This is a genomic window from Caballeronia sp. ATUFL_F1_KS39 (genome assembly GCF_023630985.1).
Lineage (GTDB): Bacteria > Pseudomonadota > Gammaproteobacteria > Burkholderiales > Burkholderiaceae > Caballeronia > Caballeronia zhejiangensis.
Genome location: NZ_JALQDZ010000052.1, coordinates 59,511 through 82,859 on the forward strand (window position 1 = coordinate 59,511; position 23,349 = coordinate 82,859).

At 63.5% G+C, this 23,349-nt stretch carries 19 protein-coding genes, 1 tRNA gene and 1 pseudogene; 5 read left to right on the forward strand and 16 right to left on the reverse strand.

Translation table 11 applies throughout. The annotated features are described in order from the left end of the window. Positions 1–35: 35 nt before the first annotated feature. Positions 36–1,007 carry a LysR family transcriptional regulator gene (locus NCR93_RS26365; protein ID WP_008346980.1) on the forward strand — a complete coding sequence of 324 codons (972 nt, stop codon included), beginning with the start codon at positions 36–38 and terminating at the stop codon, positions 1,005–1,007. Here the strand turns inward: NCR93_RS26365 and NCR93_RS26370 are convergent. The 11 genes from NCR93_RS26370 to NCR93_RS26420 all read right to left on the reverse strand — a co-directional run bounded on the left by NCR93_RS26370 (position 921) and on the right by NCR93_RS26420 (position 13,323). Then, positions 921–1,337, reverse strand: a complete 417-nt coding sequence (locus tag NCR93_RS26370; RefSeq protein ID WP_175981448.1) for a helix-turn-helix domain-containing protein — start codon at positions 1,335–1,337, stop codon at positions 921–923. The genes NCR93_RS26365 and NCR93_RS26370 overlap by 87 nt on opposite strands. Further along, on the reverse strand, positions 1,334–2,503 hold the full coding sequence (locus tag NCR93_RS26375) for an NAD(P)/FAD-dependent oxidoreductase (RefSeq protein ID WP_175981446.1): 1,170 nt from the start codon (positions 2,501–2,503) through the stop codon (positions 1,334–1,336). The genes NCR93_RS26370 and NCR93_RS26375 overlap by 4 nt, the downstream gene beginning before the upstream one ends. Then, entirely contained in the window at positions 2,500–3,888 is a 1,389-nt protein-coding gene (locus tag NCR93_RS26380) for an FAD/NAD(P)-dependent oxidoreductase (RefSeq protein WP_175981444.1), read from the reverse strand. Before NCR93_RS26380 ends, NCR93_RS26375 begins: the two co-directional genes overlap by 4 nt. Then, on the reverse strand, positions 3,873–4,187 hold the full coding sequence (locus NCR93_RS26385; RefSeq protein WP_175981442.1) for a (2Fe-2S)-binding protein: 315 nt from the start codon (positions 4,185–4,187) through the stop codon (positions 3,873–3,875). Before NCR93_RS26385 ends, NCR93_RS26380 begins: the two co-directional genes overlap by 16 nt. Then, complete coding sequence (locus NCR93_RS26390) at positions 4,184–6,031, reverse strand: ABC transporter ATP-binding protein (RefSeq protein WP_175981440.1); 1,848 nt, start codon at positions 6,029–6,031, stop codon at positions 4,184–4,186. The genes NCR93_RS26385 and NCR93_RS26390 overlap by 4 nt, the downstream gene beginning before the upstream one ends. Then, positions 6,028–6,960, reverse strand: coding sequence for an ABC transporter permease (locus NCR93_RS26395; protein ID WP_175981439.1), 933 nt, complete (start codon positions 6,958–6,960; stop codon positions 6,028–6,030). Before NCR93_RS26395 ends, NCR93_RS26390 begins: the two co-directional genes overlap by 4 nt. After that, complete coding sequence (locus NCR93_RS26400) at positions 6,957–7,913, reverse strand: ABC transporter permease (protein WP_175981437.1); 957 nt, start codon at positions 7,911–7,913, stop codon at positions 6,957–6,959. Before NCR93_RS26400 ends, NCR93_RS26395 begins: the two co-directional genes overlap by 4 nt. An 80-nt stretch (positions 7,914–7,993) precedes the next feature. Beyond that, the gene (locus NCR93_RS26405) at positions 7,994–9,616 is read right to left on the reverse strand and encodes an ABC transporter substrate-binding protein (protein WP_008346991.1); all 1,623 of its coding nucleotides are present in this window, start codon (positions 9,614–9,616) and stop codon (positions 7,994–7,996) included. Between the two features lie 80 nt (positions 9,617–9,696). Beyond that, positions 9,697–10,971, reverse strand: coding sequence for an NAD(P)/FAD-dependent oxidoreductase (locus NCR93_RS26410; protein WP_175981435.1), 1,275 nt, complete (start codon positions 10,969–10,971; stop codon positions 9,697–9,699). A 28-nt stretch (positions 10,972–10,999) separates the two neighbouring features. Further along, a complete protein-coding gene (locus NCR93_RS26415; RefSeq protein ID WP_008346995.1) occupies positions 11,000–11,668 on the reverse strand; it encodes a haloacid dehalogenase type II in 669 nt (222 codons plus the stop codon). Between the two features lie 176 nt (positions 11,669–11,844). Further along, positions 11,845–13,323, reverse strand: a complete 1,479-nt coding sequence (locus NCR93_RS26420) for an aldehyde dehydrogenase family protein (protein ID WP_175981433.1) — start codon at positions 13,321–13,323, stop codon at positions 11,845–11,847. 244 nt (positions 13,324–13,567) lie between these two features. Here NCR93_RS26420 and NCR93_RS26425 point away from each other — a divergent pair, with 244 nt between their 5' ends. Continuing rightward, entirely contained in the window at positions 13,568–14,440 is an 873-nt protein-coding gene (locus NCR93_RS26425) for a GNAT family N-acetyltransferase (protein ID WP_250532305.1), read from the forward strand. A 7-nt stretch (positions 14,441–14,447) separates the two neighbouring features. Here the strand turns inward: NCR93_RS26425 and NCR93_RS26430 are convergent, their stop codons facing one another. Together NCR93_RS26430 and NCR93_RS26435 are read right to left on the reverse strand one after the other, a co-directional pair. Beyond that, positions 14,448–16,025, reverse strand: coding sequence for an ABC transporter substrate-binding protein (locus NCR93_RS26430; RefSeq protein ID WP_175981429.1), 1,578 nt, complete (start codon positions 16,023–16,025; stop codon positions 14,448–14,450). Between the two features lie 51 nt (positions 16,026–16,076). Then, positions 16,077–18,104: an FAD-dependent oxidoreductase gene (locus NCR93_RS26435; protein ID WP_175981427.1), complete on the reverse strand. Its 2,028-nt coding sequence runs from the start codon at positions 18,102–18,104 to the stop codon at positions 16,077–16,079. Positions 18,105–18,200: 96 nt separating this feature from the next. Between NCR93_RS26435 and NCR93_RS26440 the strand changes: the two genes are divergently transcribed. Then, a complete protein-coding gene (locus tag NCR93_RS26440; protein ID WP_175981425.1) occupies positions 18,201–19,175 on the forward strand; it encodes a LysR family transcriptional regulator in 975 nt (324 codons plus the stop codon). Here NCR93_RS26440 and NCR93_RS26445 read toward each other — a convergent pair. Beyond that, a complete protein-coding gene (locus tag NCR93_RS26445; protein ID WP_175981423.1) occupies positions 19,164–20,372 on the reverse strand; it encodes a mechanosensitive ion channel family protein in 1,209 nt (402 codons plus the stop codon). The two genes, NCR93_RS26440 and NCR93_RS26445, sit on opposite strands and share 12 nt — an antisense overlap. A 152-nt stretch (positions 20,373–20,524) precedes the next feature. On the opposite strand from NCR93_RS26445, the gene NCR93_RS26450 reads away from it, so the two are divergent. Then, positions 20,525–20,609: transfer RNA gene (locus NCR93_RS26450), tRNA-Leu, on the forward strand. Positions 20,610–20,659: 50 nt separating this feature from the next. On the opposite strand, the pseudogene NCR93_RS26455 reads toward NCR93_RS26450, so the two are convergent. After that, positions 20,660–21,589: pseudogene (locus tag NCR93_RS26455) on the reverse strand (LysR family transcriptional regulator); the annotation flags it as partial. A gap of 112 nt (positions 21,590–21,701) precedes the next feature. Between NCR93_RS26455 and NCR93_RS26460 the strand changes: the two are divergent. Next, positions 21,702–23,054 carry an NAD(P)/FAD-dependent oxidoreductase gene (locus tag NCR93_RS26460; RefSeq protein WP_008347009.1) on the forward strand — a complete coding sequence of 451 codons (1,353 nt, stop codon included), beginning with the start codon at positions 21,702–21,704 and terminating at the stop codon, positions 23,052–23,054. Positions 23,055–23,061: 7 nt separating this feature from the next. Here NCR93_RS26460 and NCR93_RS26465 read toward each other — a convergent pair whose 3' ends face one another. Next, positions 23,062–23,310 (reverse strand): adhesin, encoded by a 249-nt coding sequence (locus tag NCR93_RS26465; RefSeq protein WP_175981421.1) that lies wholly within the window; start codon positions 23,308–23,310, stop codon positions 23,062–23,064. Between the last annotated feature and the right edge of the window lie 39 nt (positions 23,311–23,349).

A 23,349-nucleotide genomic window follows, 5' to 3' on the forward strand; every position in this document is an offset into this window, starting at 1 on the left:
TTCCAAAATTGTTGGATCGGGCATAACATGAAGTCATGCCAAACCTTCGCAAGAAACTGCCGAGCGCCAATGCGCTTTTCGTATTCGAAGCGGCCGCGCGCTGCGGTAATTTCACGCGCGCCGCGCAGGAGCTTTATGTGAGTCAGCCCGCGGTGAGCCGCATGCTCGCGCGCATGGAGGACCATATCGGCGTGCGGCTTTTCGAGCGCGTGCGCGGCGGCATCGAACTCACGGAGAGCGGCGAGATTCTTTATCGCAAGATTTCCGAAGGCTTCAGCGGCATCGAAAGTGCGATCCGCGAAATCGAGGCGCGCGCGACGGGCATCGAGACCGTCACGCTTTCCGTATCGACCGGCTTCACCACGCATTGGCTCATGCCGCGCATGAGCCGTCTGAATCAGGCGTTTCCATCGGTCGATCTGCGGTTTCAATTGATATCGGGGCGCATCGGCGGGCCGCTCGTCGATGTCGATCTCGGCATGCGCTTTGTTCACGACGAAGAGATCGACGAGCACGCGGTGCTCGTGATGCCCGAGATGCTCTTGCCGCTTTGCAATCCGCGTTATCACGAACTCGCAGAGACCGATGCGGCGCGCGCGCATGGCGATACCGTCATCGTGATGGACGATGAAGAACGCGGCTGGCACGAGCGTTTTCATGCGTTCGCTTCAAAGGAGCGCCATGCAGCGGGCATGTTGCGTTTCAACGATTACGCGATCGTCGTGCAGGCGGCGTTGCTCGGACAAGGCATCGCGCTCGGATGGCTCAACGTGACGTCGCACTGGCTCGCGCAAGGCGCGCTCGTGCCTGCCGAAGAAGAACTGGTGGTCACGAGCCGGCGTTGCTGTCTGCTCACGCCGCCGAACAAGTCGATGCGGCCCATCGTCGCCAGCGTGCGCGAATGGATCATCCAGGAAGCGCTAAGCGACATGCGCTCCGTCGAAAGCAAATACCCGCGGCTGGGCTTGCGTGACGCGCTTGCCCAGACCGGCATCGAGCTCGGCTGAGCGCGCTTTTCTGCGCGCGCGCTCGACGAACGCGCTCGGCGTCATGCCGCACAGGCGCTTGAAATGCCGCGCCAGATGACTCTGATCGAAGAAGCCCACTTCCGTCGCGACGACCGATCCTGGCACGCCCGCGAGCAATAACGTCTGCGCGCGCCGCACGCGCAACTCGCACAGGTACTTGTACGGCGAAAGTCCGAATTGCTCGCGAAACACGGTCGCGAAGCGCGACACGCTCAGCGCCGAAAGATCCGCGAGTTGCGCGAGGCTCACGGTCTTGTCGAAATTGGCTTCGATGTAGGCGAGCGCGTCGACCAGATTGGCTTGGCTCATGGCGAAGTCTCGGAGGTAAGCGATTGCGCGTGCGTCGACGAAGCGCGCTGAAATCGTCTGATGGAAAACGAAGAAAGATCGATCGGCGTGCTGCCCGTATCGAGCAATTCGGCAAGCGTCTCGCCCACGCCCGGTCCGATCTGAAAGCCCGATCCGCTGAAGCCGAACGCGTAGAACAGGCCATCGGCTTTCGAACTAGGACCGATCACCGGCTCCGAATCCGGCAGATAGCTTTCCACGCCGCTCCACACGCGAATCACATGCAGCGGGCGCATCGCGGGCACCATGCGGCGGAACTGCGCCAGTTGCGCGACGGTGTTCTCGGGCAGGACGGAAGCGCGTCGCGTGTCTGCGTCCGCGGGTCCGGGCGGTCCGCCCCCGAGCACGATATTGCCCCGCTCCACTTGCCGGAAATAAACGCTCTCTTCCTTGATCGACGTGTACACGCCCATCGAAGCCTTGAACACGTAAGGCACGGGTTCGGTCACCGCCATTTGCGGGCCGCGCGCGACGAGCGGCACGGGTTCGCCGAATTGCGTCGATAGCGTATTGGCCCACGCGCCCGCGCAAATCAGCACTTGCTCCGCGCGATACACATCGCCCGCCGCGCTTTCCACGCGAAAGCCGCCCGCTTCCTTTTCTACGCGCACCACTTCCGTGCTCTCGACGACGCGCGCGCCGAGCCGCGCGGCAGCACGCCCGAACGCGGGCGCGGCAAGACGCGGATTCGCGTGGCCGTCGAGCGGCGAGATGGATGCGGCGATCACGTCGCGGCCCAGAAAAGGAAAGCGCTCGAACATGGCCGCGCCTTCGAGCACTTCTAGATCGAGGTCGTAAGCGCGCGCATCGGCGGCATAGCGATGAAAGTATTCCGCGTCATGCGCGTGATAGCACACGCGCGTATGCCCCGATGGCAAGAACTCGACATCTTCGCCGAGCAGTTCGCGGGAACGCCGCCACGTTTGCAGCGCGCGATTCGACATTGCGAGTTGCTCCAGCGCGCGGCCTTGGCGACGCACGCCGCCGAAGTTCACGCCGCTCGCCTGTTGTCCGGTCAAGCCGCGTTCGAGCAGGATCACGGAACGCTTGCGACGGCGCAAAAAGAAAGCGGTCGTCGTGCCGACGATGCCCCCGCCGATCACGATCACATCGGCGCGCTCGTTCATTCGCTGGTCTCCAGATTCTTGTGCGGCGCGAGCGCCATGGGCAGAGGTTTCACCGGTGCTTGCCCGCGCAAGCGGCCGACCGCTTCCAGCGGCACGCGTGCTTCGGCTGCAATGACTTCCGCGCCCGCATGTGCGCAGAAGCGGCCTTGGCACCGGCCCATGCCGACGCGCGAAAAAGCCTTCGCGCGATTCGCTTCCTTCGCGCCCATGTCGTTCACGACGCGCCTCAGGTCGCCTGCCGTTATCGCTTCACATCGGCACACGATGGTTTCATCCGGCAAGGCGGCGGCAAAGCGCGCGGGCCACGGAAACGCGGTGCGCAAGCCGGAAGCAAAGCGCGTGAAGCGATTTAGTTGCAAGCGCAACTTGTTGGCTTCGTCTTCGCTGCACGTCATGCCGATGTCCTTCAACGCCGCGAGCGCCGCAAGACGTCCCGCGCGCTCGGCGGCATCCGCGCCGCGCACGCGCGCGCCATCGCCGGCAAGATAGATGCCTTTCACGTTGCTGCGGCCATCCACATCGGCGATGGGAAGCCACTGTTGCAACGCCCGATCGAAGCGGAACTCGCAGCCCGCGAGATCGGCGAGCTGTGTTTCAGGGCGCAAGTGATAGCCGAGCGCGACGGCATCGCATCCGACTTGCAGCATCGCGCCATCGGCTTGCCTGACGCGCACGCCTTGCACGCCATGCTCGGGCGTGCCTCGAATCTCGACCGGCGTGATGCCGCGATGAACCGGCACGCGCGCATCTTTCAGCACGCGCATCAACGCGACGCCCTTCCTTAACGCCGATGGAATCGCGAGCAGTTGCGGCAACGCGCGCAGACGCTGCGCGAACGTCGATGTATCGAGCACCGCACTTACTGTCGCGCCCGCCTTCACGTATTGCGCGGCGACGAGATAGAGCAACGGACCGGTGCCCATCATCACGACGCGCGAACCGATCGCGCAGCCCTGCGATTTGAGCGCGACCTGCGCGCCGCCGAGGCTATACGCGCCCGCGTGATGCCAGCCGGGAACGGGCATCAGCCTATCGGTCGCGCCGCTGCAAATGATGAGCGCATCGAACGCGAGCTTGCGATGACGCGTGCCGCTCACCGTGTGCAGTGCATTCGGCTCGATGTTCCAGACGAGCGTATCGGGCACGTAGTCGATCTTCGGGCGCAACGCATCGAACGCATCGTGCAATGCACGCGCGCGCGTTGCTTCCGTACCGTACAAGGTCTCGTACGTGCGCTTGAATCCTTCCGGCTGACGACGATAGATCTGCCCGCCGTCGCGTCTGCCTTCATCGATAACGACGGGACGCAAGCCCGCTTCGACGAGCGCCTGCGCCGCACGCACGCCCGCCGGTCCTGCGCCGATCACGATCACAGTCGCGGCCATACGCCCTCCTGCGCTTCTGCAAGACGCGTGACGATCGACATGCCTTCGGCCGCCTGCGTCGTGCACGCGCGCACGCGCTCGCCGTTAGCGGTCCACACCCAGCAGTCCTGGCATGCGCCCATCACGCAGAAGCCCGCGCGGCGGCCATCGCCGAACTCGGAGTCGCGCAATGCTTCGTGCGATGTGAGCAGCGCGACCATCAGCGTGTCGCCTTCGGCTGCGAGCGCACGCTTGCCGTCGATGACGATCTCGAACGTCCTGCGTCCTTTCTCGGCGACTCTCACGAAGCGTCCGCTCATGCCGTCACCGTTTCCATCGACTGCATGCGGGCGAGATCGTCGGCGCTGTGATGACACAGGATGTGCGCGCCCGAAGGCAAAGTCTTCTTCGCGGGCGGCGTCACGTTGCACTTGCCGTCGATGCGCGCCGCACAGCGCGAACGGAAGCTGCACAACTCGGGCGCATCGCTTTCCGGACCGAGCGCGGGCAATGCGCCGAGCGCCATCGCACGACGTGAATCGAGCCAGCCGGGACGCAACGCAGGAACCGAATCGACGAGCAAGCCCGTATAAGGGTGATACGGCGGATGCGAAAGCGCATCGCGCTGGCCCGCTTCGACGCACTGGCCCGCATACAGCACGATGACTTCATCGCAGATGGCGCGCACGGTCGAGATGTCGTGGCTGATGAACATGTACGACACATTCAGTTCGCGACGCAGCTCGGCGAGCAGATCGAGAATCGCCGCGCCGACGACCGTATCGAGCGCGGACGTCACTTCATCGCAGAGAATGAGCTCGGGATTCGCCGCGAGCGCGCGCGCAAGATTCACACGCTGCTTCTGCCCTCCCGACAGGCCGCCCGGCTGACGCTTCGCGATCGATGCAGGCAGCTTCACGAGATCGAGCAGCTCCAGCATGCGCTTTTGCGCGGCCGCGCCACGCAGACCGTGATAAAAGTTCATGGGCCGCGCGAGAATATCGGCAATGGTGCGGCTCGGGTTCAACGCGGTATCGGCGTTCTGAAACACGATCTGTACGCGACGATATTGATCCAGCGTGCGTTCCGATAGTTTCGCTGGCAACGACTTGCCGTCGAGCAGCACGTCGCCGTGCGCGCGATCGACGAGACCCGCGATCACGCGCGCGAGCGTCGTCTTTCCCGAGCCCGATTCGCCGATCACGCCAAGCGTGCTGCCGCGCGCGATCTTCAGGCTCACATCATCGAGCACGCGCACGGCGGGCACGCCGTTCGCATCGATGCGTCCATAGCCCGCGCTCAGATTGCGGATTTCGAGCAGCGGCACTTTGCGTGCATCGTCGGGCGTTGCGCGTTCCACTTCGGGACGGCGCGTTGCCGCGAGTAACTGGCGCGTGTACTCGTCGGCCGGCGCGTCGAGCACTTGCGCGGTCGCGCCGTTCTCGCGCACGCGTCCACCGTTCAACACGACGATGCGATCCGCCATCTGCGCGACGACCGCGAGATCGTGCGACACATACACGGCCGTCGTGCCCAGCTCGCGCACCACGCCCTTGAATGCGGCGAGCACTTCGATCTGCGTGGTCACGTCGAGCGCGGTGGTCGGTTCATCGAACACGACGACGGCGGGATCGGTGATCAGCGCCATTGCCGCCATCAAGCGCTGCAACTGGCCGCCCGACACCTGATGCGGATAACGATCGCCGATGGTCTCGGGATTCGGCAACGCGAGCGAACGAAACAGGCTGATCGCTTTCTCACGCGCGACAGCGGGCGTCATGAGTTTGTGCAGCAGCGCGGGTTCCGTGACCTGATCCATGATCGTGCGCGCCGGATTGAAGCCCGCCGATGCGCTCTGCGCGACATACGCGACGGTGCGCGAACGCAATGCGCGACGGCCCTTCGCGTCGAGCGACAACACATCGGTATCGCCGATCTTCACCGAGCCGCCCGCGATAGAACAACCGCCGCGCGCATGACCGAGCAGCGCGAGCGCGATGGTCGTCTTGCCCGATCCCGACTCGCCGATCAGCGCGAGCACTTCTCCCTTCTTCACCGCGAAGTCGACGCCCTTCACGATCTCGACGACGGGATCCGGCGCCGCGCCAGCAACGACGCGCAAGCCTTTCACTTCGATCATGTTCGTGCCTGTGTTCGATGTCATTGGCCGCCTCCATGCGAACGCGCGCCATGACGACGCAAACTGTCGATGAGCAGATTCACGCCTACAGTCAGCGTCGCGATCGCGACTGCCGGCATCAGCACCGCCGGCGCGCCTTCCGCCAGCCCGCCGATGTTCTCGCGCACGAGCGAGCCCCAGTCCGCGTTCGGCGGCTGCACGCCGAGACCGAGAAAGCTCAGGCCCGAAAGCAGCAGCACGATGAACACGAAGCGCAGGCCGAAGTCCGCGAGCATCGGGTGAATCATGTTGGGCAGCACTTCGACGCGTGCGATATAGAAGAGCTTCTCGCCGCGCGCTTTCGCGACCTGCACGTATTCGAGCGTCATGATGTTCACCGCGAGCGAGCGCGAGATGCGGAAGGCACCGGGGATATAGGCGAGTGCGGCGACCATCATCAGCATCGGAATGGACGAGCCGAATGCGGCAATCACGACGAGCGCGAGAATCTTGCTCGGGATCGAAATGAGCGCATCGAACAGGCGGCTCAGCACTTCATCGACCCAGCGTCCCGACACGGCGGCCACGAGACCGAAGAACGTGCCGATGACGCTCGCGGCCACCGTCGCGGCGAGCGCGAGGCCGACCGTGTATTGCGTGCCGTAAAGAATGCGGCTCAGCATGTCGCGGCCGAGATAGTCGGTGCCGAGCAGATGTGCCGCGCTATACGAGCCGAACACTTCCGTCGATGTGAACGCGCCGCCTTTATAAGGCGCGACAACCGGCCCGACGAACGCGACCACGAGCCAGAAGACGACGATGAACAGACCGATGAGACCCAGCACCGAAAAGCGGTTGACGAGGCGGCTCATGAGGCCGCGCCTGACGACGACGGGCGCTTGCTCCTGCGGGGCATCGGCGGGCGGCTGATCGTATAGCACGGTCGTGGCGTGAGAAGTGACGTTCCGATTCATCGTTGACGCAGCCTCGGGTTGGAGACGATCTGAGCCAGATCGGCGATGAGCACGAGCGCGAGATAAGCCGCGCAGAACACCATCACGCAGCCCTGCACGAGCGGCATGTCGCGATTGGTGACGGCGTCGACCATGAGGCTCGCGAGACCGGGATAGTTGAAGATCGATTCGACGATCACCACGCCGCCGAACAGATACGAAAGCGAGAGCGCAACCGCATTTGCAATCGGCCCGATGGTGTTCGGCAACACATGCCGCAACACGACGCGCATGGGCGAGGCGCCTTTCAGGACCGCCATCTCCACATACGAAGCGTTGAGCTGATCGAGCACCGCCGCGCGCGTCATGCGCGCCATCTGCGCGAGGATCACGCAGCAGAGCGTCATCACTGGCATCGCATAGGTCCGCACGAGCGCGCCGAACGACGATACATCCGACAGATACGACAACGCCGGCAGCCAGCGCAGCTTCACCGCGAAGATCAGCACCGCGATGGTCGCGACGAGAAACTCCGGCACCGCCACCGTCGAAAGCGTGAGCACGTTGAGCACGCGATCGACGAGCGAGCCGCGATACATCGCCGAGAGAATGCCGATGAACAACGCGATCGGCACCGACACCAGCGCGGTCAACCCCGCGAGCACGAGCGAATTCGGCAGACGCGTCGAGATGAGTTCACTGACCGGCAGATTGTTCGACAGCGACGTGCCGAAGTTGCCCGTCACCACATGCAGAAGCCATTGCAGATAACGCGTGACGGCAGGCTGATCGAGGCCGAACTGATGCCGCAGCGCGGCCACCTGTTCGGGCGTCGCCGCCTGACCGAGCGCCTGTTGCGCGGCATCGCCCGGCAAGAGACCGGTGATGCCGAACACCACCATCGACACGATCAGCAGCGTGAGCAGCGCGAGGCCGAGGCGCGCGGCGACGAGTCGTTGCGCATGAGCTTTCATCGGATAAACGCCTCTCTCTCGTTGAAGTTTTGACTGCGCGCGCCATCGGAAGATGGCGCACATCCCGCTTCAAAGCATGCTCATGCCTCGAGCCACACGTTCTCCGCGAACATCCAGCCCATCAGGCCCGCGAGCGGAATGCCGCCCAAGCCCTTCAGCTTCGTCGTATGCGCGTCGAGCGAACTCTGGAACATCGGAATGCCGATGCCGCCGTCCGTATGCACGAGCTCCTGCATGTCGCCGTAAATCTTCTTGCGCTTCGCATCGTCCGGTTCGCCACGCGCGGCGACGAGCATCTGGTCGAACTGCGGGCTCTTCCAGTTCGCTTCGTTCCACGGCGCATCGGATTTGAAGAACTGCGTGAAGATCACGTCCGCACTCGGGCGCGCGTTGATGTTGCCGAAGCCGAGCGGATGCTTCATCCAGTGATTCGACCAGTAACCATCCGCCGGCACGCGCGTCACTTGCAGATTGATGCCCGCTTGCGGCGCGACCTGCTGCATCAGCACGGCCATCTCCACGGAACCTTCCGCCGCCGGCGATGCGTACAGTTGGATCGGCGTGCTGCCGAGCTTCGCCTTCTGAAAGTGGAACTTCGCCTTGTCCGGATCGAAGCCGCGTTGCGGCAGACCCGACATGTAGTACTTGTTGCTCGGATCGATAGGCTGATCGTTGCCGATCGCGCCATAGCCGCGGAAGATCGTCTTGCGCATCTGCTCGCGATCCATCAGGTACATCATGCCGCGGCGGAAATCCGCATTGCCGGTGATGCCGCCATCGTCGCGCATGATGAGGTCGGTGTACTGGCCCGTCTTCGTTTCCAGCACCGCGAAGCCCGGCGTGCCCTTGATCCGCTCGGTCGAGCGCGCGCTCACTGCATTGATGAGCTGCACGTCGCCGGACATCAGCGCGTTCACGCGCGCGGGTTCGTCCGCGATGCCGATCAGCTCCACTTCGTCCAGATGCGGCATGCCCGGCTTCCAGTACTTCTCGTTGCGCACGCCGACGGTACGCACGCCCGGCGAGAACTCCTTCAGCTTGAACGGGCCCGTGCCGACCGCCGTCTTGAAGTCCGTCGTGCCGTCCTTGATGATGAGGAAGTGCGAGTCCGCGAGAATCACGGGCAGGTCCGCGTTCGCGCCCGTCAGCGTGATCGTGAGCTCGTTCGGGCCGGTCGCCTTGATTTCCTTGAACTGATCGGCGAGCGTCTTCGCCTTCGAGCCGACCGCCGGATCCTTATGGCGCATCAGCGAATAGATGACGTCCTGTGGCGCGAGCGATTTGCCATCGTGGAACTGCACGCCGCTGCGCAGCTTCACGACCCACACGGTCGCGTCTTTCGTTTCGAGCGATTCGGCGAGCGCCATCTTCGCGCCGAGATGATTGTCGAGTTCGGTCAGGCCGCTGTAGAACATGAAGCCGCGCGCGTAGTCCGTGCCGAGCGCGCCCTTCGCCGGATCGAGCGTATCGGCGGCTGACGACGACTGCGTCGCCACGCGAATGCGTCCGCCCTGCTTCGGCTTGTCCTGCGCGAAAGCCGCGCCGCTCGCGGTGAGCAGACCCGCGCCCGTCATTGACATGAGTCCGCCCGCGGCCATCGCGCGAAGGACATTGCGCCGGGACGCGCCACGGCGCGTCAGTTCTTCCAGGCGTTTGCCGGCATCGGCGTGAACGAGTGCTTCAGGCGATTTGTCGATGCTCATGAACTTCTCCGCGATAGGGACTGTGAATGTTCGACGGCTTGGTTATTGGATGAAGGCCGTCTGTCTTTGCTTTCGATGCTTCAATAGAAAACGTCTTTGATCGAGTAATACGCGCCGACGAGCGGCAGGAACCACGGCTTGCCCGTATGGCCCGGAATCGCGGGCCAGTCGAAATCGCGCCACGGGTTCGCATCGGCGTTGCCGTTCATCACGTCGGCCATGATCTGGCCCATGTGCGTCGACATCTGCGTGCCGTGGCCGCTGTAGCCCATCGAGAAATAGATGCCATCGTGCTGGCCCGCGCGTGGCAGGCGATCCGCGGTGATATCGACGAGACCGCCCCAGCAATAGTCGATGCGCGCACTGGCGAGACTCGGGAAAATAGCTGCGAGATTCGCCTGCAGGATGCGTCCGCTCTTCGCGTCCGATGGACGTTCCGACGCGGTGAAGCGCGCGCGTCCGCCGAGCAGCAAACGTGAATCGGGCGTCACGCGAAAATAGTTGTGCATCAGGCGGCTCGTCGTGTACGAGCGGCGCTGCGGCAACAGTTGCTTCAGTTGTTCCGCTGGCAGCGGCTCCGTCACGATGATGAACGAGCCGACCGGTGCAAGCCTGCGCCGATACCACGCGAACGGTCCATGCTTCGAAGGCCCTGTCGCGATCAGCACTTGCCTTGCGCGCAACGTGCCGCGCTTCGAATCGATTCGATAGGCGCCGCCTTCCTTCGCGATCGCCGTGACTTCAGCGTGATCATAGAGACGCGCGCCTTGCCTCGCCGCTGCATTCGCGAGGCCGACGGCGAACTTGCCCATATGCATCTGTCCGCCGTGACGTTGCAACAGCCCGCCGTGAAAGGCATCGGACTGCACTTCATTGCGGACCTGCTCGCGATCGAGCACATCGATATCCGGATCGACTTCGCGCCGGATCAACTCGGCGGTCGTCGCGATATGTTCGAGATGATGCGGCTTCGCGGCGAGCTTCAGCTTGCCCGACGCGAGATAGTCGCAATCGATGTTTTCTTCGCGGATCAAACGTTCGACCGTGCTCACCGCCGCCGCATACGCGCGATAACAGCCTTGCGCGCGCTCCACGCCGAGTTGCGAGCGCAGCGCCGCATAATCCTGCGCGACGCCCGTATTGCATTGACCGCCGTTGCGTCCCGACGCGCCGCCGCCTATGCGCCCGGCATCGAGCACGACGACCGACGCGCCGCGCTTCGCCAACGCGAGCGCCGCCGACAAACCGGTGAACCCGCCGCCGATCACGGCGACATCGGCCTGGCCATCCGCCGGGCCTTCGCACGTCGAGATGATCGAAGGCGCGGTATCGAGCCAGTAGGAGTCGAGTTTCATCGGCATTGCTCGCGTGAAGTGGCTTCGATTACAGACCGAGTTGACCGGCGAGATCGCCGATGGTGTCCACTTCGTAATACTCGTAGTACGGCGTGCCCGGCTCGTGGCCGCGCTTCACGAACGCCTTGTGCTTGATGCCCATGTCGTGCGCGGTCATCAGGTCGTAGCGCAGGCTCGACGACACATGCAGCACGTCTTCCGGATTGCAGTTCAATTGATCGAACATGTACTCGAAGCCCTGCATGCGCGGCTTGTACGACTGCGCCTGCTGCGCCGTGAACACGCGATGAAACGGCGCGCCGAGCTTGTCGACGTTGCTCTGAATCTGATCGTCCGATGCGTTCGACAGAATCACGAGCTTGTACTTCTTCGCGAGACGCGAGAGACCTTCCGGCACATCCGGATGCGGGCCCCACGTCGGCACGGCGAGGTAGTATTTTTCGGCTTCGGCTTCGTTGAATTCGACGTTCATGCGCTCGCACGCGCGGCGCACCGAATTGACGATCACGTCGCGATACGGCTTCCACGCGCCGAGCACTTCGTCGCGGCGATAGCCCGCGAAGAACTTGACGAATTGTTCGAGGTCGTCGCCCTGCAGGCGGTCTGCGTACATCTCGCGGGTCATGTCGGCCATGCGGAATTTCGTCAGCGTGCCGTAGCAGTCGAACGTGATGTACTTCGGCTCGAAATCGATCATGATGTCAGTCCTGTCGTGTGTTGGTTGAAACAAGAAACAGCGAAGTGTCGAGAAAATTTAAACAAGGCAAAAATGACTGATGGCGTTGAATGCGTGCCTCGCGACGATATAAGTCATGCGTTTTGAGGCGTCGCCACAGCAGAAAATGCGGCGCACGTTTGGAACGATCGTGCGCTTCAGACTTCCGTATCGATGAGCACGCTCTTGAAGCGCAGATTCGCTTCGTAAGCCTGCCGTCCGAGATCCTTGCCAATGCCAGAGCGCTTGTAGCCGCCCGTCGGAATCACGAAATCGCTGGTACGTCCATAGCGATTCACCCATACCGTGCCCGCTTCGATGCCGCGTACCATGCGCAACGCGCGACCGATGTCCGCGGTATGCACGCCCGCAGCAAGGCCGTAGTCCGGATGCGCTGCGAGTTCCAACGCTTCTTCTTCGGTGTCGAACGACTGCACGGTGAGCACCGGGCCGAAGATTTCATTGCGCACGGCGTCGCTCTCCTGCGTGACGTCGCACAGCAACGTTGGCGAATAGAACGCGCCGGGCGTCGCAGCATCGGCACGCTTTCCGCCGCAACGCAAGGTCGCGCCGTTCGCGATGCTGCGCTGAACGATCGCATCGATGCGCTGCGCCTGCGGCTCCGAAATGATCGGCGGCAAGGTGGTGCCCGCAGCCCAGGTCGCGCCCGCTTTCAGTTCGCCGAATGCTTGCGCGATGCGATCCGTCAGTTCTTCGGCGATGCCGCGCTGCACGAGCAGCCTCGATCCCGCGACGCACACTTGCCCCGCATTCCCCGTGATGGCGCCCGCGATGCGACGTGCGACCTCATCGATGCGCGGTGCGTCGGCGAACACGATCTGCGGGCTCTTGCCGCCCAGTTCCAGCGTGACCGGCTTCGTGCCGCTTTGCGCGCATGCGGCCATGATCGCGGCGCCGGTGTGCGTCGATCCGGTGAACGTCACTTTGCCGATGCGGGGATGACGCACGAGCGCATCGCCGGTGGTGCGGCCATCGCCCTGAACGACGTTGAAGATGCCCGGCGGCACGCCCGCTTCGAGCGCGAGCTCGGCGAGACGCAACGCGCTGAACGGCGTCATCTCCGAAGGCTTCAGCACGACCGCGTTGCCCGCCGCGAGCGCGGGCGCGGTCTTCCATATGCCCATCACGAGCGGAAAATTCCACGGAGCAATCGCGCCGATCACGCCATACGGCTCCGCGATCGTCATGCCGAGATGTCGATGATCCGTTGCCGCAACATCGCCGCCGATCTTGTCGGCAAGCTCCGCATAGAAGCGAATGCTCTCGGCGGTGAACGGCACGTCCCAGTTGTATGCGTCGCGCACCGGGCGCGTCGAGCCGATCGCTTCGAGCGGCGCGAGATTCGCAGCGTCGGCAGCGACGAGATCGGCGAACCTGCGCAGCACGCGTGCGCGCTCGCGTGGCGCGCGGCGGGCCCAGTCGCTCTTTTTGAACGCGCTGTAGGCGTTCTGCACGGCGTAGTCGATCATCGCGTCATCGGCGACGGGCACCGAGGCATACGCGACGCCATCCGACGGACGCGTTACCTCGATACGCGACGCGCCCGCATCGATCAGTTCGCCGCCGATGAAGTGCCCGCTTCTGATGACGATGCTGGCAGGATCGAACCGGTCCATATGCGTGAGTCCTCCTCGGCATGTTGCGTTGACATGACTCCATCGTAGGGCCAGCGCGCCGGCATATTTCGCCGACAAAATTGCCGATTCAGCACAGCGCGCGCGTTCTTGCCGCGATAACCTGCGGTTTTGCGTTGCACCACGCGGCGGAATCTCGCGCCGTGCGGGACAGGAAGATCGTCCTAGCCATGCGCGCTGCGCGGTGTCAAAGTCACGGTAAATGTCTTCAAACTGAGGAGGCCGCGTGCCTGACTCGAACAATAACGAAGTGGTCGAATACCGGGCTTTAACGCTCGACGACCTTCCTGCAGCGCACGCGTTGTCCGCGTCCGTGAAATGGCGGCATCGCGCGGACGATTGGCGTTTCGCGGCGCGTATCGGCAGCGGCTTCGCGGCGGTCGATCAGAACGGTGCGCTCGTCGGTACGGCGCTCGCGTTTCAGTTCGGCGCGGATGCGGCGACGCTCGGCATGTTCATCGTGTCGCCGGAACATCAGCGGCGCGGCATCGGGCGCGGACTGCTCGACCGCCTGCGTGCGAAGCTCGGTCCGCGCATGCTGCTGATCCACGCATCGAACGAAGGCAAACCGCTTTGCGTGGAACGCGGCTTCGAAACCATCGACACCATTCATCAACATCAGGGCGCGGCCTTTCAGCCGCCGCTCGTTTCGCTGCCGCCGGGCGAACGGCTCCGTCCGATCGGCGCGAAGGATACGCCGCGTCTTGCCGCGCTGGCATCGCGCGCAAGCGGGCTGGATCGCACGGAACTCATGCCGCAATTGCTCGATGTCGGGAGCGGCATCGCACTCGATCGCGATGGCGAACTGATCGGCTTCGCGCTCTTCCGACGTTTCGGCGATGGTCACGTGATCGGCCCGGTCGTCGCGCCCGAGTCGGCGGACCAGAACCGCGCCAAAGCGCTGATCAGCTATTGGCTCGCGCTGAACGCGGGCATGTTCGTGCGCATCGATACGCCCTTGCGTTACGGCCTTTCCTCGTGGCTGGAAGGACTCGGCCTGCCGCTCGTCGATACCATCGAGCAGATGGCGCTCAACGGCAAGCCATCCACCGATGCGACGTTCACGCAATTTGCGCTGACGAGCCAGGCCGTGTGGTAATCGATCGTCACGCCTTCGCGAGCCACGCGAACTCCGCGAACCGATAGCCCATCACGCGTCCTGACGGCGTCCCCTTCAAGCCGCGCAAGTTCGAGCTTTGCGCGTCGATGAAGTTGATGAAGGCCGGAATCACGAGACTGTTCTTCTGGTAGACGATGGTCTGCATGTCGCCGTACATCTGCTTGCGCTTCGCTTCGTCGCGTTCGCGGCGCGCCTGTATCAACAGTTGATCGAACTGCTCGTTCTTCCAGCCGGACTCGTTCCAGTTCGCGTTCGAGCGAAAGAACTGCGTGTACAGCAGATCGAGCGTCGGGCGCGGCAGGATCGAGCCGTAGGTCATCGGATACTTCATCCAGTAGGTCGTCCAGTAACCATCGGCGGGCACGCGGCGCACGTTGATGTCGACGCCCGCCTGTTTCGCCGCCTGCTGGATCAGCATCGCGGAATCGAGCGCGGTCTCGACGGATGGCGGCGCGATGATCTCCGCACGCGCGCCCGGCGTGCCGGCCTTCTTGAAGTGGAACTGCGCCTTGTCCGGATCGAACGTGCGCTGAGGCAATCCCTTCATGAAGTATGGATGCCACTCGGGCACCGGATGATCGTTCGCGAGCGTGCCGTGTCCGCGCAACATCACGTTCACGATGCGCTGGCGATCATGCAGATACTTGATGCCTTCGTTGAAGTCCGCGCTCTTCGTCGGCAGCATGTCCTGCCGCAGCGCGAGATCGGAATAGAGTTGCGACGGACTTTCGAGCACGGTCACCTTGCCGGTCTGCTTCACGCGGTCGACATCGCGCGCGGGCAGTGGCGAGATGAGCTGCACATCGCCCGCGAGCAGCGCATTGGTGCGCGCTGCATCATCGCCGATGCCGATGATCTCCACCTCATCCAGATACGGACGCCCCGGCTTCCAGAAGTTCGCATTGCGCGCGCCGATGCAGCGTTGCGCCGGCGTGAACTCTTTGCATGTGAACGGTCCCGTGCCGTTGCCCTTCGAAAAATCGGTCGTGTTCGCGGCGACAATCACGAGATGCGGAATCGCGAGCAGCGCGGGAAGATCGACGTTCGGCTCGGTCAGCGTGATCTCGACTTTCAACGGTCCCGCCGCCTTCACCGAGCTGATGCCATCCGCTATCGATTTCGCTTTCGAGCCGGTCGCCGGGTCCTTGTGGCGCATCAACGAGAACACGACATCGTCGGATGTCAGCGGCTTGCCGTCGTGGAAATGCACGTTGGGCCGCAGTGTGACGGTCCATGTCGTGAAGTCGTCCGATTCGAGCTTCTCCGCGAGCGCGTTCTGCGTCTTGAAGTCGGCGTCGAGTTCGGTGAGGCCGCTATAGAACATGTACGCGCGAGCGTAATCGCCGGTATGCGTTCCCTTCGCGGGATCGAGCGAGTCCATCAGCGACTGATTCGCGAGCGCCACGCGGATGCGTCCGCCGCGTTGCGGCGCGGGCTCGTTCGCGGCGAATGCAAGCGACGATGCGCCCGGCAAGATCAGCGTCGCCGCACCTGCCGCGGCAAGCGTTTTGATCGCCTTGCGGCGGCTCGGATCGGCAACTACGAAGTCCTTCGGCAATGTCATGTGAGCCTCGCTCGTTCATTGTCGTTTCAACGGATGAGATGCAACCTGCCTTCACAGCGCCATGCAAAGCCGATAGGCGTCATAGATGGCCGTATGGATATCGCGCGACGCGCTGGCATCGCCGATGCGGTACAAGTGGAACTGTCCTTCCTCGCGTTCCTTCGCTTCGGGTTGCGGCTTGCCTGTCGCGAATGCTTCGACATCGGTGTAGCCGTCATTGGCCGAATACATGCGCGCCGCTTCGAAGAGATCCTCGACCGCGAGCATGCCGCGCTCGACCACGACATGATCCGCTTCCATCTCGACGAGCTCGTTCGTCAGATGATGACGGAACACGGCGCGGCGCTTGCCGCCATCGGTCGCGCTCACTTCGATCAATTCGATGTTCGTGCGGACCGGCACATCCCAGCGCGCGATATTGCGCATCCAGACCTGATCGTCGCCGCGTCCGCCGGTTTCCTGCGCGGGCACGCCGTCGATGAGCGCGAGCGATACAGCAAGGCCCGCATCGACATAACGCTCGGCGCAGAGATACGCGTTATGCCGGCCCGTGCCGTCGTAGACGAGCACGCTGCCTTCGCGCGGCGGCGTTTCGGTGAGCGCATCGAAGACGGACTTGCAGAGCTCGCCGCCCGGCAACGCATCGAGATTCGGCAGGCCGCCCGTCGCGACGATGACCACATCCGCGCCATGATCGAGCACGTCGCTCAACTCGGCGTAGTGGTTGTAGCGCACATCGACAGCGAGCTTGTCGAGTTGCGCCACGCGCCAGTCGACGATGCCGATAAGATCGCGCCGCCAGCTTCCCGTCGCCGCGAGCAACATCTGTCCGCCCGCCTCCGAGTTCGCCTCGAGCACGGTGACGTCATGGCCGCGCGTCGCGCAGATGCGCGCGGCTTCGAGGCCCGCAGGTCCCGCGCCGACGACGAGCACGCGCTTCTTCTGCGCGGCCTCCGGTATGTCATGCGTGAGATACGTCTCGCGCGACGTCGCCGGGTTATGAATGCACGTCGCGCGAAAGTTGCGGCAGAACGATGCGCCGACGCACGGCCTCGCTTCATCCTCCTTGCCTGCTTCGACGAGCTTCACGAGATGCGGCTCCGCGATATGCGCGCGCGTCATGCCGACCATGTCGAGCAGGCCTTCGCGTATCGCATAACGCGCCGTGGCGAGATCGGCGATCTTCGCTGCGTGGAAGACGGGCAGATCGACCGCGCGCTTGAACGCGGCCGCTTTGGGCAGCCACGGTGCAGACGGCACGAACATGCCCGGCATCGAGTTGACCGCGAGCGACATCTTCGTGTCCATGCGCCCGAACGTGACGTTGAAGAAATCGAACAGACCCGTGCTCTGCAGGATGCGCGACATCTCCAGCCCTTCCTCGAAGCTGCATCCGTCTTCGAGCGCGAAGCGAAAGCCGACGATGAAATCGTCGCCCACCTGCTTGCGTATTTCTTCGTGAACCTCGATTGCGAAGCGCACGCGATTCGCCGTCGAACCGCCGTATTTATCGGTGCGCAGGTTCACGGTCGGGTCCATGAACTGGCCGATGAGATGCCCGCCCGCATGCGTTTCGATGCCGTCCAGACCGCCATCGCGGCAGCGCTTCGCCGCAAGGCCGAAGTCGCGGATCACGCGTTTGATGTCGGCATCGTGGATAGCCTGCGGCATCGCCCGATGCAGCGTTTCGCGCACGGCCGATGGCGCGATCATCGGCAGCCACGGTTCCGTGTATGCATCGCCGCGCCGCCCGAGATGTGTGATCTGGCACATGAGCGCTGCGCCGTGCGTATGGACGCGATCGGAAAAGCGCCGCAGATGCGGCACCACGGCATCGGTCGAGACGTTGATCTGCTGGAACGTATTGGGACTGTCGAGGCTGACGTTCGACGAGCCGCCGAACATCGTCAGCGCGATACCCCCTTTCGCCTTTTCCTCGTGATACCGTTGATAAACCTCCTGAGGGAATTCATCACGCGTGAGACGGCTCGCGTGACTCGTGCTCATCACACGGTTTCTGAGTACGAGATGCCTGAGGGCAAAGGGCTGAAGCAACGGGTCCGACGAAGCAGTGGTCATGGCCTGCGAGAAGAAGTAAGCGTCGGACTCAAGGTAAGGAGGTCAATATGCGCCGTCAAATTACAAATGGATGCACGCCCCTTAACATGGTGTTGTATGAGTCTGCGACTTCCGTCCCTTCAGGCACTGCTCGTCTTCGAAACATCCGCGCGGCTCTTGAGTTTCACCAAGGCGGCCGGCGAACTCAACGTGACGCCCGTCGCCGTGAGCCGCATGGTGGCGCGTCTCGAAGACGCGCTCGGCTTCAGGCTCTTCGATCGCACGAAGCTAGGACTTACCCTGACCGATCGCGGCGCAACATTGCAGCGCGCCGTTGCATCGGGTTTCGGGCAGATCGGCGATACCATCGATGAACTCAAGCGCGATCATGCGCAAGGCGAAATCGTCACGCTGTCGCTCGCGAGCGGCTTCGCCGCCTTGTGGCTCTTGCCGCGTTATGCGGGGTTTCGCCGCGCGTTTCCTTCCATCAATCTGCGCTTGCAAGTGATGGCCGGGCGGCTCTACGGACCGCTCGAAGATGCGGACCTCGGCATCCGGCTGCATGGTCCGGGTTCGGAGAAGGAACCGCTTCTTCTTTGTCCGGAGATCATCGTTCCTGTCTGTAGTCCGAACTATCTCGCCGAATTCGGCCCGCTCGATACGCCGGCGAGCATCGAAGGTCACGCCTATATTCATCTCGACGTGACCACGCTTTCCTGGGCGGATTTTCATCGTGCGACGGGGCTGTCCGACAAGGGCATCGGCGAAGCGGTGCATCACACCGATCCCGGACTCGCCGTGCAATGCGCGATGCTCGGACAAGGCGTCGTGCTCGGCTGGCTGCTCGCGATCGCGGCGCCGTTGAACGAGGGCAAGGTCATTCCCGCGTGGGACCGATACATCGAAACGGGCTGCAATTACGTGCTCGAACATCGCTCGTCGAATCCGTCGGAAAGCACGCGCGCGGTGGCGCAATGGCTCATCGACGAAATGAGGAAGGAACTCGAGGATGCTCGTCGCGTGCTCGCGCCGCTGAAAGCGGTGTCCAAGCACCGCGCCGATCACGCAAGCATGGTTCGATCACCTTCCTGATGGCGCGGACACCGAACGCTCGCGCTGCCAGCAGCGCAGGCCGAAAAACGGCACGACGCCATAAGCGTGATCGAGCATGTCCGATAGCAACGCCTCGTAGCGCTCCCAGCGAATCTCGTCGATGAACACGCAGATCTCCAGTGCCACGACCGCCGTCGTGGACTGGACGTGGCGAATCACGAGCGGCATGTCGCGACGCACGGCCGGGTGCGCGCGCAAATATCCGCTGAGATAGTGCCGATACAAACCGAGGTTCGTGCGGCGCTCGCCTTCGACGGTCACGAGCGGCTCTTCTATCGCTGCGTGCAATTGCGCGAGCAACGCGTCGTCGGGATAGCGGATCGTGTCCACGTCGAAGTGAATCGCATGCCGCAAGCGTCGCGCGCCCGACGCGACCATGCCGCGCCAGTTCTTCACGCTGTTCGTCAGCAGCAGTTGGCTGGGCAACATGACGACGGTGTTGTCGAAGTTGCGCACCTTGATCGTATTCAAGGCAATATCGATCACGATGCCATCGGCGACATATCCGGGCACTTCGATCCAGTCGCCCACGCGCAGCATGTCGTACGCGGCGAGCTGGATGCTGGCGACGAAGCCGAGCAGCGAGTCGCGAAAAATGATGATGAGCAGCGCCGTGATCGCGGAGAGACCGGTGAGCAGATAAACGGGCGAACGCTCGAGCAGCAGCGAAACGACCGCGATCAGCGCGACGAGATACACGACGATCGTGGCGATCTGCAGAAAGCTCTTGATGGGCCGCTCGCTCGCCGAAGGAAAGTGGCTATAGCGCTCGTCGATGCTGTCGCGCAATGCAAGCGCCGCGCGCACCATCGTGTAGACCATGTAGCAGGCCGCGAGTATGGCGAGCGGCTTGCCGAGCGCCGGGATCACCGGAAACGTGAGCCCCGTGAGCAACGGCGCCGCGGCATAGACGATAGCGGCAGGCACGAGCGGCGCAAGCCGATGAAACACGCGATGTCGCTCCGCCGCGATCAGCCACTTGCGCCCTTCCTTGCGTGCGAGCCGGTTGACGATCACGAGCATGATCCAGCGCGTCAGGTAGTAGCAGATGACGCTCGCGAGGAAAATCGCCAGCAGCATGGCGATCACGAGAAGCGTCGCGATGAGCCAGCTATCGGTGGCGACGTTGACTTGCCAGTCGGGTCCCACTTCGAAACGCAAGCTGTTGCCGAACATGGACGCTCCCGTATGGGCGAACCGATGTGATTATTCAGGCGAATCCGACGAGACCGTTGCTTTGCCGAATATTGTAGTAGCGTCGCGACGATGCACGCGATGATCGAAGCCCTTCGCATTTCCCGATTTTCCCGCTACAATTCGGTCCCCTTGCCCAGGTGGCGGAATTGGTAGACGCACTATCTTGAGGGGGTAGCGCCGCGAGGCGTTCGGGTTCGAGTCCCGACCTGGGCACCAGTTGCATCCGCAACGACTTCTGTTTTCTTCTCTCTGCGCGTCGAACGCAGCTTGTGCGTTTCCGGCGGCGCAGTCAGGCCCGCGACGGCCGCTCCCGACTGAATCAAGAATTCCCTGAACGCATTCGCGACCTGAGGCAGGCGTCGCTCCGACATATGCACGACATGCCAAGCGCGCTCGATCGGCGTCGAAGGCACGGGAAGCGTCGCGAGCAAGCCCGCCTGCATTTCGAGCGCGCACGCGTGCAGCGAAAGAAACGCCACGCCGAGTCCCGCTTCGACGAGCTGCTTGATCGCTTCATTGCTCGATAACTCGGACGCGGCATGCAGCTTCAGACCCGCTTCCTTGAACAGCCCTTCGATCGCGACGCGCGTGCCCGAGCCGCGCTCTCTGACAAGCAGATTCGCCGATTCGAGATCGGTCAGACGCAGGCGCTTCGCGCGCATCAGCGGATGCGAAGGTGCGGCGACGAACGCCATCGGATGCTTCGCGAATGCGGCGGCGCTCGTGCGCAGTTCGCGCGGCTGCCGTCCCATGATCGCGAGATCGATTTCATTCGTCGCGAGCATGCGGACGATGTCATCGCGATTGCCGATGCGAAACTGCAGCTTCACGCCGGGCCGCTCCTTCGTGAAGCGCACGAGCAGCGGCGGCACGAGATATTCCGCCGTCGTGATCGCACCGATGCGCAACGTGCCGCCCAGTTCGCCGCGCAACGCCGCCACTTCTTCGCCCGCTTCGTTCCAAAGGCTCAGGATTTCGTTCGCGTAACGCGCCATTACTTCGCCCGCAGCCGTGAGCTGCACTTCGCGGCCGACGCGGCGCAAAAGCGGCGTGCCCGCGGCTTCGCCGAGCAACGAGATTTGCAACGAGACCGCCGGCTGCGTGAGATGCAGTTCATCGGCGGCGCCCGAGATGCTGCCCACGCGCGCGACGGTCTGCAGCGTGCGCAACTGACGGAAGGTCGTGGTCTTTAACATTAGTGAAAACTTATGAGTCGGCGATAAATACTAAATAGCGCATATGTTTTCGGGACCTTATATTTTTTCCAACGAGGTCGTCAAGCATCCACACAGCACTTCCGGGAGAGCCATGATGTTGAATCCTTACGCGCAACGGCAGGTCGATTCGCCTCATCGCATCGTGATCGTCGGCGGCGGCGCCGCGGGGCTGGAACTCGCGACGCGTCTGGGCAATAGCGTCGGCAAGCGGCGGCGCGCCGAGGTGATCCTCATCGACCGCTTTCCGACGCACTTCTGGAAGCCGCTTCTGCATGAAGTCGCGTCGGGACAGATCGATGCATCGAGTCATCAGATCGATTACGCCGCGCACGCGAAGTGGAATCACTTTCGCTTCGAGCAGGGCGCGCTCGCGAACATCGATCGTGGACGCCGCGAGATCGTCATCGACGAGACGACCGATATCGACGGACGTCCGCTCCTGCCGAAGCGAACGCTCGCCTTCGATTCGCTCGTGCTCGCGCTCGGCAGCGTGACGAACTTCTTCTCGATTCCCGGCGCGGCGCAGCATGCGCTGACGCTCGAAACGGTGGAGCAGGCGGAAACGTTCCGGCGGCGTCTGTTGTCGAGCCTTCTGCGTTCGAGTCATGCGCGGCAGGCGACGCCCGGCGCGGCGCGCACGCCGGTTTCGGTGACGGTGATCGGCGGCGGCGCGACGGGCGTCGAACTGGCCGCCGCGCTGCGCGGATCGGCGGAAATGCTGCGCGAGTATCACCTCGCGTCGATCGACCCGGCCAGCGACATCCGCATTCGTCTGTTGGAAGGCGCGCCGCGCGTGCTGCCCGCGCTGCCCGAACGCATTTCGACGCGCGCTCAGGACGTGCTCGCCAAGCTCGGCGTGGAAGTGCGGCTGGGTTGCCGCGTGCGTTCGGTGGACGAGCACGCCGTATCGACCGCGGATGGCGAAACGCTCACAAGCGACATCACGATCTGGGCTGCGGGCGTGGAAGGCGCGCCGGTGTTGCGCACGCTGGAAGGATTGCCGCTGAACCGGCTGGGACAGGTGATCGTCGATGCAACCTTGCAGGTCGAACCCGGCTCAGGCATCTACGCGATGGGCGACTGCGCCGCGTGCGCCGCAGCGAAAGGCGACGCGCTCGTGCCGCCGCGCGCGCAGGCCGCGTTTCAGCAGGCCGTCTATCTCGCCGATGCCCTCGCGCGCCGCCTCGACGAACGCGCCGTGCCGCTCTTCGCGTACCGCGATCAGGGCACGCTCGTCTCCTTCGGACGCGCAGGCGCGGCGGGCGCGCTGATGAGCGAGTTGCTGCGGCGGCCGCTGTTCATCGACGGATGGTTCGCGGCGTCGTGCTACCGGCATCTGTATCGCCGGCACATCATGGGGCTGACGGGCGTCAAGCGGGCGCTGATGTACGCCGCGAGCCAATGGCTGCGCGAGCGCGTGCGGCCTACCGTGAAGCTGAACTGACGCCGATTCAGCGCATTGCGACGGCCGTGCCGGACTCGGCGCGGCCCGACACGAGGCATTGCGACCGGAACGCGTCGCGCTGGCTGCTCGCGGCGGCGTGGCTGAAGCCCTTGCTCAGGGCGTCGAATTCGATCTGCGCCGCGCTCTGCGCGCACGACGACGCGGCCAGGTCGCGTCCCTGCGCGTGGAGCATGGCGCGATCGGCGACGAGATACGCGACGAGCGCAAAGACGACGGCCTTGAATGTTTTCTTCATGCTTGTCTCCTTCCTTGCGTTCTAGGCTAAGGGCCACGC